The sequence below is a fragment of the Halanaerobium sp. genome (genome assembly GCF_003070835.1).
This window is the reverse complement of the sequence record NZ_QBLR01000025.1, coordinates 16,150-27,576: the sequence shown is the minus strand read 5'-3', so window position 1 is coordinate 27,576 and position 11,427 is coordinate 16,150. Positions and strand designations below refer to the sequence as shown.

Genomic DNA, 11,427 nt, shown 5'->3' with positions numbered 1-11,427 from the left:
ATAATTACCAAAGCACCTTCTGCCGGTCTCTGGGATGGTCAGAGTGATGAAGATGAACTTGGTTTAAGCTACAGAGAGCTTGATTATTACCTGGTAGATGGAGAAGCTGAGTCAGAAACTGCAGCCAGAATAGAAGAGATTGCTGCAGCCAACCAGCACAAGTTAGAGCTGCCGGCCATACCTGATTTTTAATTGATTAGTCGTCAATTAGATGTCTAAATCCAGCATGAATTACTGTATACTGTTATATAAACTTCAGATTCCTTGCTTTTTATGTAAGCTATATATATAATCTACTCATAGTTAACATATACCTAACACGAGGAGGAAATTATTATGAGTAGTAGAGGAATGAGAAGTGAAATGAAAAAAATTATTTTGATGACAGTGGTGATGGTAATTTTATTTAGTGGACTGGTTCTGGCCCAGGAAGATCAGGCAGCAGCCAACGCAGTTGCAATTGATACTATCTGGACTTTAATTGCAGCCTTTTTAGTTTTCTTTATGCAGGCTGGATTTGCCATGGTTGAAGCTGGATTTACCAGAGCTAAAAACGCGGGTAACATTATTATGAAAAATATGATGGACTTTGCTTCCGGTTCTTTAGTTTTCTGGGCAGTTGGTTTTGCCTTTATGTTTGGCTCAGGCAACAGCTTTATTGGAACAACCGGTTATTTTCTCCAGGACACATTTGCAAATTTAGGACTTAATATTCCAATTGCAGCTTTCTTTATTTTCCAGACTGTTTTTGCAGCAACTGCAGCGACAATTGTTTCTGGAGCAATGGCTGAAAGAACTAACTTTTCCGGTTACTTAGCTTACAGTGTTGTGATTACCGCATTTATCTATCCTGTTGTAGGACACTGGATCTGGGGCGGCGGCTGGTTAGCAGAAATGGGACTTGTTGATTTTGCCGGCTCAACTGTTGTTCACTCTGTTGGAGGCTGGGCTGCTTTAGCAGGAGCCATTGTTTTAGGACCGAGAATTGGTAAATATAATGAAGACGGCAGTGCCAATGCCTTACCCGGACACAACCTTTTGATGGCCACACTCGGTGTCTTTATTCTCTGGTTTGGCTGGTTTGGATTTAACCCCGGTTCCACAGTAGCTGGAACAGATTTATCAATTGCATCCATTGCGGTAACAACCAACCTGGCAGCTGCAGCTGGTGCTGTAATGGCAATGATTGTCAGCTGGATTAAATATGGCAAGGCTGATGTAAGTATGACTTTAAACGGCGCTCTGGCTGGCCTGGTTGGAATCACAGCCGGTACAGCTGCTGTAGGAAATCTTTCGGCGGTAATTATCGGTGCAATTGCTGGTATGATAGTAATTTACTCGGTTGAATTCTTTGATAAATTACAGATTGATGATCCTGTAGGTGCTGTTTCTGTTCATGGTGTCTGTGGAGCCTTTGGTACAATAGCAGTTGGAATCTTTGCCACAGAGGGCGGCTTACTATTTGGTGGTGGATTTGAGCTGCTGGTAACTCAGATAATTGGGGTGACAGCTGTTTTCTTCTGGGCTTTTGGTCTTGGTTTTGTGCTCTTTAAAGTTATTGATGCCGTTATCGGCCTCAGAGTTTCCGAAGCAGATGAGATTGAGGGGCTTGATTACTCAGAACACGGTGCAGAATCTTATCCGGACTTTATGGTAAATGTCAAAGCTCAAAACTAAAGGAGGTAGCTAAAATGAAAAGAATTGAAGCAATTATCAGACCTGATAAAACAGATCGATTAATTGACAGACTTGAGGAAATTGGAATTAGCGGTTTAAACATTACTGAAATTAAAGGTTATGGTGCTCAGAAAGGTCATTCAGAAACTTATAGAGGTGTAACTTATAGAATCAGACTCCGCAAAAAAATAAAGGTAGAAATCATTGTCGAATATACTGATGTAGACAGGATTGTTGAAGCAATTAAAGAAGCTGTACAGACCGGGGAAGTAGGAGACGGAAAAATCTTTATCTCTGATATTGAAAATGTAATTAGAATTAGAACCGGTGAGGAAGGTGCAGTAGCTCTTTAATTAAATCTGATAATATTATTAAACTATCACATAATAATATTATACTATAAGAAAAGCCTGCCAGATATTTTCCTTCTCTCGGCAGGCCTTTTCTTTGTTTAGATTAAATTTTATTTTTTATTCTGTCATCAGCTCAATAAAATCTTGTGCCAGTTTAGGATCAAACTGACTGCCGGCTTCAGCTTCAATTTCTTTTAGAGCCTCCGCTTTAGAAATCGCTTCTTTGTAGACCTGCTCTTCTGTCATCACATCATAGGCATCAACAATAGCAATAATTCTTGCCAGCAGGGGAATCTCTTCTTCTTTTAACCCCCGCGGGTAGCCACTGCCGTCCCACCTCTCATGATGGGAAAGTACTTCTTCTGAAATATGAGAAAACTCCTCAGTTGCATTTAAAACCCGATGTCCAACCGCAGGGTGAGTTTGAATCTCTTTCCACTCTGCTTCAGTAAGTTTATCTTCCTTATTTAATATTTTTTCGGGAATTACAGTCTTACCTATATCATGCAGTTTAGCAATCAGAGTTAATTTGTTAATCTCAGCCTGACTTAAGCCAATCTTTTCTGCCAGTTTAACAGCCAGCTCCGCCATCCGCTCAGAATGACTGGAAGTCTCCTGACTTTTTTCACTTAAGGTTTTTAAGAGGGTATTTAAAATATTGCTCTTAATACTCCTGCTTTCTGTCAGTTTATTTTTATACATCTTTGATTCTGCTTCATCTAAAATCTCAAAAACATCTTCAAAATAATGTTTTTTAACTCCAAAACCAAGGGCTGCAGAAAGTGGCAGCCTGCTTCCATCTTCAAATTCTAAAAAGGTATCAGCAATTTTTTTATTGATCCGCTCAATAATCTTTTTAACTGCCTCACTGTCGATCTCCGGCAGCAGAATCACAAACTCATCTCCACCCCAGCGGGCAATTAGATCACTATCCCGACAGCTGTCTTTTAAAATTGCCGCCATTTTTTTAAGCAGTTTATCCCCTTCATTATGTCCATAGGTATCATTTACCAGTTTAAGCCCATTTAAATCTGCCATAATCAGAGCCACCGGGAATCGATTTTCCTGATTTAAATTCTGAATTTTATTTTCCAGATATGAGCGGTTATAAAGGTCGGTCAGGCTGTCGTGATAGCTGGCATATTTTATCTTCTCTTCACTTTTAATTTTATCAGTAATATCACTCTGGATTGAAATAATTCCCACTTCATTATTGGGGAGAGTTATTTTCCTCTCCTGGAGCCTGATAAATCTCTCTTCTCCACTGCCGCTTGCCGAGGGCAGCTCATGGATCATTAATTCGCCATTTAAGATTTTTTCGATATTTTTTCTGGCTACTTGCTCCTGATTATCCGGAACTACAGTTTCGAAAACCGTGCGTTTAATAAGCTCTTCTCTGGCATAGCCGCTGATTTTTTCCATAGTTTTGTTAACTTTTAATATTCTGCCATTTTGATCCTCAATCATAACTCCAACCGGCAGGTTCTCAATCAGCTCGGCATAATACTGGCGGAGATTGTTATTTAAGTGGCTTTGATATATAATCTCCAGATCACTTTCGATCAAATTTTTTATAAACTTAATCTGTTTTTTAACTAAACTATTAAACTTACGCTCTTTTTTATCATGGATACAGACTGTACCATAAATCTCACCTGTCGGCCATAAAATAGGGTAACCCAGGTAAGCGATCAGTCCATTTTTCATATAAATTGAATTCTGCCATTTTTTTATTTCAGCCGCATTGTTAATCTCCAGGGCCGATTTCTGCTTAATCACATCATTACAGTAAAGACCCTTAACTTTAAATTTTTCTCCTTCAGAAAAAATATTCTCCCTGTTTGAACTTCCCTTTTCAATTCTTAAATAAGGTGCCTGATAGTAATTAATCAGAGCATCCTGGGCCTCAGAAAAATCAAGCAGTAGATCCAGCAGCTGCTGCCACTGCTCCACAACTGTCTCAGAAATTTTAATATTTTCAAGCCTAATTTCTATTTGATCTAATATATCCTCCATTATCCCTACCTCACATTTTAAAGTCCGGTTCCCAATCCGACATAATGCTCAGTTTCTTTAGAAATTATTAAAATATTTAATTAAATAAGTTCTTCCCATTCCTGATAATACTCTTCTAATTTATCATTTTTAGTCTGATAGTCACCCTTTAACTGCTGCAGGAGTTCGTAGTTGTCTATATTTTTTTCAGCAGTCATCTCCGACTCCAGAGCTGAAAGTTCTTTTTCCAATTTTTCGATTCCAGCTTCAAGCTCTTCCAGCCTTTTCTGCCTCCTCATTTCCTGACTGCGGGCTTCTTTTTGGGCCTCATAGTCAAGTTTGCCTTCACTTTTCTGCTCTTCTTTTTCCTGCTGCTCCTGAGCGGATATCTGCTCCTGCTTTTTTTCTTTATAATAGCTGTAGTCACCAAAATATTTATTCAGTTCCTGCTGGTCAAGCTCGTAAATATAGTCAACAACCTTATCCAGAAAATAGCGGTCATGGGATACAATTAAGACTGTTCCCTGATATTCCTGCAGTGCCTCCTCCAGCACCTCGCGTGAAGCCAGATCGAGATGGTTTGTCGGCTCATCCAGGATTAAAAAATTATAATTACCACTCATCAGCTGCAGTAAGCGCAGGCGGCTCTTTTCCCCACCGCTCAGCTGATTTACCTTTTTGAAAACATCTTCTCCGGTAAATAAAAAGGAAGCCAGCATATCTCGTGCTTTAGAATTGGTGACAGCTGTTTCCCGCTGCAGGGCTGTGATCAGATCATCTTCGGGATTAAAGCCTTCAAATTCCTGACGGTAATAAGCGGGATAAATATTGGTCCCGATTTTTACTCTTCCCTGATCGGCAGTAATTTCGCCCATGATAATTCTTAAAATTGTGGACTTTCCGGTACCATTGTCACCAATAATAGCAGCCTTGTCACTGCGGTGGAGCTCAAAATTTAAATCAGCAAAGAGTTTGAGATCTTCAAAACTTTTAGCTAAATTTTCGACAAAAAGAACATCATCGCCTCCTCTGATTTCAGTATCCAGTTCCAGCTTCATTTTTCTACCTTTAAGCCGCGGTTTTTCCAGTCGGTCGATCCGCTCCAGCCTTTTTTCCATTGCCTTCGCTCTTTTAAACATCTTTTCGCTGTCCCGGGAGCGTCCCCAGATATATAACTGCTCGATTGCATCTTCCAGCTCTTTTATTTTTTTCTGCTGGTTTTTATATTCCCGCAGCCGCTGCTCGTATCTTCTTTTGCGCTCCTTTTGATAATAGCTGTAGTTACCGCTGTAATCTTCGTTTTTGCCATTTTTAATCTCCACAATTCTCTCAATTGTGTTGTCCAGAAAATAGCGGTCATGAGAAATAATTAAGAGGCTGCCCTGGTAGGAATTAAGATAAGTTTCCAGCCACTCTACCGATTTTAAATCAAGGTGGTTTGTCGGCTCATCTAAAAGCAGTAAATCTGGCTCCATTAAAAGTAGTTTTGCCAGTCCAACCCTTGTTTTTTCGCCACCACTTAACTGATCAAGAGTCTTGGCCTGAATTTCCTCTTCGTCAAAGCCCATTCCAGCAGCTACCTGTCTAATTTTGCTCTGATATTCATAGCCCACACCTTTTTCAAATTTGTGCTGAAGCTCACTGTATTCTCTCATTGTTGTTTCGAGATTATCAGAATGTGCCTCAGACTCTTCGGCTTTCTCACCGTGGTGGGCAATTTTTTCTTCCAGCCGCTGCATTTCTTTGATCTGCCTTTTGACTTCGGCAAATACCTTTTCCAGCTCCTGATAAATTGTCAGTTCAGAATTAAAGTCAGGCAGCTGATCAAGGTAGCCAACTTCGATATCATTGCGGACTGAAACTGTTCCCTCAGAAAAATATTCCTGGCCGGTGATAATTCTAAAAATCGTGGTTTTACCAGATCCATTGGGGCCGATCAGGGCCACTGATTCTCCCTGATTTACATTCAGCGAAAAATCTTTGAGGACGGTCTCGATACCATATTCTTTTTTTAAATTATTTATATTTAAAATAGCCATTTAATATCACACATTTCTCTTCTCTTAATATTTTTATAATATTTATTAATTAAATAAAATAGCTTAAGCTTAATATACTTCCGGTGCGGCAACTTTTTCGCTGTTTTTAAAAACAACAGCCAGGGTCCCCGGTCCCGCATGAGAACCAACTGCAGCCCCTATCTCACTAATGAAAATTTCTTCGGGCTGAAATCTGGCTTCGATTTCTGCTTTTAATTTCAGGGCATATTTTTCATTTTGAGAATAGGTAAGAGCAATCACCTGTGATTCCGGCCTGTCGGCTTTTTTCTCTATTTGATCGAGCAGATAAGAAATCATTCTCTTTTTACCCCTGACCCGATCGTGAGCTAAGATTTTACCGTCCTGAATGTGGAGTATCGGTTTAATATTTAAAACATTGGCCATTACAGCCTTTGTCTTAGAAATTCTGCCGCCGCGCTTGAGCATCTCCAGATCACCAACAGCAAAAATATGCTCCAGCCGGGAGGCATCAGCCATTAAATCTTCTACCACCGAATCCAGTTCTCTACCTTCCTGCAGCCATTTTGCAGCCTTGTAGACTAAAAGTCCCTGGCCGACAGATGCCGCTTTGGAGTCAAGAATTGTAATTCGATCACTGTCCAGCTCATCATCAAGGGTGCTGTTCAGCTCTTTTTTGGCGAGTACTGCTGATTCTAAAATACCGCTCAATTTGGATGAAAAAGCAATTACCAGCAGCTGATCATATTCTGCCAGTGCTTTTTGGTAGACCTCAATAAATTTTGCTGGAGTTATCCTTGATGTTCTGGGAACTCCATTTTCCTCTTCTTTCAGCAGCTGATAAAAGTCAGCAGGCTGCAGATCAGCACGATCATAATAAATTTTATCATTAATATTTACTTCAATATTTAAAAATTCAATATCATAGCTGTCAATAATTTCTGCTGGTAAATCAGAACAGCTATCTGTTATTATTTTAACTTTTGACATAAAAATTCCTCCCTGTGAAGCTCTCCCCCGGGTTTAATTGTTATTTAAAGTTTAAAATTTGAGTCTTCATCACGCTGGCGGAATAATACTGCAATACCACCTATAACCTGTACAACATCTGAACCGGTTGCTGTGGCCAGCTCTTCTGCAGCAGATCGAGTTGTTCTGCCTGTACTTTCTAAAATTCTAACTTTCAGCAGCTCGTGGCCTTCTAAAGCAGCATCTAACTGTTCAATTACAGCTTCAGTAATTCCATCTTTACCCACATGCACAATGGGGTCCAACGAATTTGCCTCTCCTCTGAGATAACTCCTATTTTTTCCTGTTAACATTATATCACCTTCTTTCTGATAAATAACTATTTTTTACAAATTTCACTAAATTATCACATTTAGCATTTGTTATTCTACATAATCAAATTCCAGGGGTCCGATCACAACTGTATCCCCTTCTTTTACTCCTTCTTTTTCCATCATATCATTTAAACCATAGTGTTTTAAAACCCGCATCAGTCTCTGCACAGCTGCATCATTATTAAAATCAGTTTTTTCCAGGTAGGAGTCCAGCAGGGTTCCTCTAATTTCATATTTATCTTTATTTAACTTGTCGATATATAATTCATCTACAAAGTCAGGTCTGATCACTACCTCTTCTTCTTTTTCTATTTCTCTTTTCGGTAGTTCTTCCAGACGCTGTCCGAGATGATAAATCAGGGGCTTACAACCTTCTCCGGTTACTGCAGAGATCGGGAAAACACTGTAGCCGCGGTCATTTAATTCTGATTTTACGGTTTCTATATTCTGTCTTCCTTCTTCAAGATCAATTTTATTTAAGGCAATAACCTGTTCTAAAGAAGCAAGGTAATCATTGTATTTATTTAACTCATTATTAATTTTTTCAAAATCCTCAAGTGGATCTCTACCCTCAATCCCAGAAACATCAATTACATGGACTAAAAGTCTGGTCCGCTCTAAGTGTTTCAAAAATTCATCACCAAGACCTGTTCCCTGGTGGGCACCTTCTATTATACCAGGAATATCTGCCATAACAAAGGAGTGATACTCACCATATTTAACAACCCCTAAATTCGGATGCAGAGTAGTAAAGTGATAGGAATCAATCTTTGGCTTAGCATGTGATACCTGCGAGATCAATGTTGATTTACCTACATTAGGATAACCAACCAGACCAACATCAGCCAGCACTTTAAGCTCCAGTCTTATTTTACGCAGCTCACCCTTAGCTCCATTTTCAGAAAAACGGGGTGCTTTGCGGGTTGACTTTTTAAATCTGGCATTTCCGCGGCCGCCTTTGCCGCCTTCTGCAATCACATACTCATCTCCTGCCTCTTTTAAATCAGCAAGAAACTGATCAGTATCTGCATCATAGACCATCGTTCCCGGCGGTACTTCCAGATAGAGATCTTCTCCATTTTTTCCGTGCATCTTTTTGCCCTGACCATTCTGGCCCCGGTCAGCTTTATAAATATTGTTATAGCGGTAATCAGCAAGGGTATTCATCCCTTCATCTACTCTGAGGATAATGCTGCCACCATCTCCACCATCTCCACCGTCAGGACCTCCCTGGTCAATATATTTTTCCCGGCGAAAACTGACAACACCATTACCCCCATCACCAGCTTTAACTTTAAATTCTACTTCATCTATAAACATCATCTTCACCTCCTATTTTTTAATAAATTAGACAAAACTACAAAATACTTTTAAGCAGCAAAGCTTAAAATTTAAACAGCAAAAAACCCTCAGCACCTAAAGCACTGAGGGATATTATACAATAATATTAGTTAGCAATAGCTGCTACCTGATCTTCTGTATAGACACTGATCTGACGATTCTTTTTGCCTTTTCTTTCAAATTTAACATAACCGTCAACCTTGGAGAATAAAGTATCATCACTACCACGGCCAACATTTAAACCTGGCTTGAATTTAGTACCTCTTTGACGCACTAAAATACTACCAGCTGATACGAATTCGCCGTCGAATTCCTTAACACCAAGTCGTTTCGATTCACTATCACGACCATTCCGGGAACTACCAACACCCTTCTTCTGGGACATTTAACTCCACCCCCTTAGAAAATAAATTTTTAAAAATTTAAAAGTTAAATACTGACTAAGAGTCAATATTGCTGCTTATCTATAAAATAAATTAAGCATTAATGTCTTCGATTAAAACCTTAGTGTAAGGCTGTCTGTGACCGGTTTTCTTGCGGTATCTGATCTTTGGCTTATATTTGAAAACGACAATCTTTTTATTCTTACCCTGTTCGATTACCTTTCCCTTAACAGAAGCTCCATCTACCATTGGAGAACCTGCTTTAAAACCATTATCATCAGATAAAGCTAAAACCTGATCAAATTCTACATTATCGCCTTCCTCAGCAGAAAGCTTTTCAATTTTAATAATCTGACCTTCTTCAACGCGGTACTGTTTACCGCCAGTTTTAATAATAGCGTACATTATATGTTACACCTCCCTTACCTCAGACTCGCCGGATGAGGCACTCTTCTTAGAAGAGATTTTACGGCCTGTACCGTGCGGTTTTGGCACCTTCAAAATGAAGGCTGGATAAATAACTCCAGATATAAATTCTAGCATAAATCAGCTCCAGAGTCAAGGAAATCACCAAAATCAGTGATCTCCTGCTCGACTCTGAATTTTTAACGTTAAAACTCTGCTTAAAAATTAGGCCAAATGTGCTCTCGCATAGGTACGGTGCATGTCATCAATAATTATTTCAACTTCATTATCTACCATATTACCGGCTCCATTGACAATAATGATATAACCATCTATTCTAGCAATACCTGCATTTTCGTTGCTGGCATGCTGATCCTCAATTTTTACAGTTATTCTGTCACCGGCATCCAGGTCCAGCACTTCCGGCTGCAGGTCTTCTTTTGTTCCTTTTTCAATAATCATATCTTCGTATTTAAGCTCTGCATTACCGCTAATAAAAATATCAATGCCAAATTTATTTTCCAGCTCCTGCAATTTTTCTCCTCCAGCACCAATTAAAACTGCTGCTACCTCAGGGTGCAGCTCCAAAGAAACTGCCGGATATTTTTTGCGGCTGGTAATCTCATCGATTTTACGGATAACCTTCATTGCTACTGTAGACTCTGATAAAACCTTGCCAGTTCCACCACAGACAGGACAGTCCTTCTGCATCAGTGAACCAAAACCTTCTCTCACTTTTTTGCGGGTCATCTCCAGTAGTCCGAGCTGCGTAAAACCTAAAATAGAGGTCTTTGTTCTATCTTTTGCCAGCTCATTTGCCAGCAGATCAGTAACTGACTGCTGATCAGAGTGATTATTCATATCAATAAAATCAATAATAATAATTCCACCGATATCCCTCAATTTTATCTGGCGGGCAATTTCTGCCACTGCTTCTTTATTGGTTTTAACTATTGTATCCTGAAGATTTTTCTTGCCGGTAAATTTACCGGTATTAACATCAATTGAAACCAAAGCTTCTGTCTGATCAATTACCAGGTAACCTCCAGATTTAAGCCAGACTTTGCGCTGCAGCAGGCTCTCTATCTCTTTTTCGATATTATAAGCTGCCAGAATAGGTATATTGCGCTGATAAAGGGCAATCCTATTCTTTAAATCAGGGGCAAAAACTGAAGTTAGATCAATTAAACGCTGGTAATCTTTTTTATCATCAACTACTACTCGATCAATATTTTCATCAAGATAATCTCTAATTAAATTTTTGAGTAAATCTTCTTCCTGATATAAAATATCTATATCATTTTTTTGGAAAAAGTCATTACGAATTCGCTTCCAGGTTCCTGATAAAAAATTATAATCATTCTGCAGCTTGCTGTAGCTTTCATCATGGGCATTGGTCCGAATAATCAAACCTTCTTTACCATTTTTTAAATCCTGGGCGATTGATTTTAAGCGCCCCCGCTCACCATCATCATTAATCCTGCGGGATATCCCGATTTTATTATCTGATGGAATGTAGACAAAAAATCTACCTGGGATCGAAATCTTACAGGTAACCTTTGCCCCTTTGGTGCCCATCGGTTCTTTAACAACCTGAACCATCAGCCACTGTCCTGGCTGCAGCACATGTTTAATATTTAAATCTTTTTGGCTCAACTTCTTTTTCTGCTCACTGCTTAAAATTGGATATAAATCATTTAAGTGAATAAAAGCATTGCGGGCAATACCTATATCGACAAAAGCCGCCTGCATACCGGGAAGTACATCCTGCACCCTGCCCCGATAGACATTACCTGCAATTTTATGATAGGTATCTCTCTCAAAAAACAAGTCTTCCAGCGAATTATTATTTAATAACGCTGCTCTTCTTTCTCTGAATTCCGAATTAATTATTATTTGTCTGCTCATCTAT

General features: G+C 39.3%; 10 protein-coding genes and 1 pseudogene. 3 read left to right on the top strand and 8 right to left on the bottom strand.

Annotation, left to right across the window (positions count from 1 at the left end; genetic code table 11):
* From CI949_RS04780 to CI949_RS04770, 3 genes and pseudogenes are all read left to right on the top strand, one after another.
* Positions 1-192, top strand: a pseudogene (locus tag CI949_RS04780) (NAD(+) synthetase); the annotation flags it as partial.
* Between the two features lie 144 nt (positions 193-336).
* Entirely contained in the window at positions 337-1,677 is a 1,341-nt protein-coding gene (locus tag CI949_RS04775; protein ID WP_290763422.1) for an ammonium transporter, read from the top strand.
* Positions 1,678-1,691: 14 nt separating this feature from the next.
* A complete protein-coding gene (locus tag CI949_RS04770) occupies positions 1,692-2,030 on the top strand; it encodes a P-II family nitrogen regulator (protein WP_076545216.1) in 339 nt (112 codons plus the stop codon).
* A 117-nt stretch (positions 2,031-2,147) separates the two neighbouring features.
* On the opposite strand, the gene CI949_RS04765 is transcribed toward CI949_RS04770, so the two are convergent.
* The 8 genes from CI949_RS04765 to CI949_RS04730 form a co-directional block, all read right to left on the bottom strand.
* Positions 2,148-4,046: an HD domain-containing phosphohydrolase gene (locus CI949_RS04765; protein WP_290763418.1), complete on the bottom strand. Its 1,899-nt coding sequence runs from the start codon at positions 4,044-4,046 to the stop codon at positions 2,148-2,150.
* An 80-nt stretch (positions 4,047-4,126) separates the two neighbouring features.
* Positions 4,127-6,064 carry a ribosomal protection-like ABC-F family protein gene (abc-f, locus tag CI949_RS04760; protein ID WP_290763415.1) on the bottom strand — a complete coding sequence of 646 codons (1,938 nt, stop codon included), beginning with the start codon at positions 6,062-6,064 and terminating at the stop codon, positions 4,127-4,129.
* Between the two features lie 69 nt (positions 6,065-6,133).
* On the bottom strand, positions 6,134-7,033 hold the full coding sequence (locus CI949_RS04755; RefSeq protein WP_290763412.1) for a DegV family protein: 900 nt from the start codon (positions 7,031-7,033) through the stop codon (positions 6,134-6,136).
* Between the two features lie 44 nt (positions 7,034-7,077).
* Entirely contained in the window at positions 7,078-7,365 is a 288-nt protein-coding gene (yhbY, locus tag CI949_RS04750; RefSeq protein ID WP_290763406.1) for a ribosome assembly RNA-binding protein YhbY, read from the bottom strand.
* 69 nt (positions 7,366-7,434) lie between these two features.
* Positions 7,435-8,706, bottom strand: coding sequence for a GTPase ObgE (gene obgE, locus CI949_RS04745; RefSeq protein ID WP_133530139.1), 1,272 nt, complete (start codon positions 8,704-8,706; stop codon positions 7,435-7,437).
* Between the two features lie 127 nt (positions 8,707-8,833).
* Positions 8,834-9,112: a 50S ribosomal protein L27 gene (gene rpmA / locus CI949_RS04740; RefSeq protein ID WP_076545222.1), complete on the bottom strand. Its 279-nt coding sequence runs from the start codon at positions 9,110-9,112 to the stop codon at positions 8,834-8,836.
* A 91-nt stretch (positions 9,113-9,203) separates the two neighbouring features.
* Positions 9,204-9,515, bottom strand: coding sequence for a 50S ribosomal protein L21 (gene rplU / locus CI949_RS04735; protein WP_133530092.1), 312 nt, complete (start codon positions 9,513-9,515; stop codon positions 9,204-9,206).
* A gap of 225 nt (positions 9,516-9,740) precedes the next feature.
* Positions 9,741-11,423: an Rne/Rng family ribonuclease gene (locus CI949_RS04730; RefSeq protein WP_133530091.1), complete on the bottom strand. Its 1,683-nt coding sequence runs from the start codon at positions 11,421-11,423 to the stop codon at positions 9,741-9,743.
* Between the last annotated feature and the right edge of the window lie 4 nt (positions 11,424-11,427).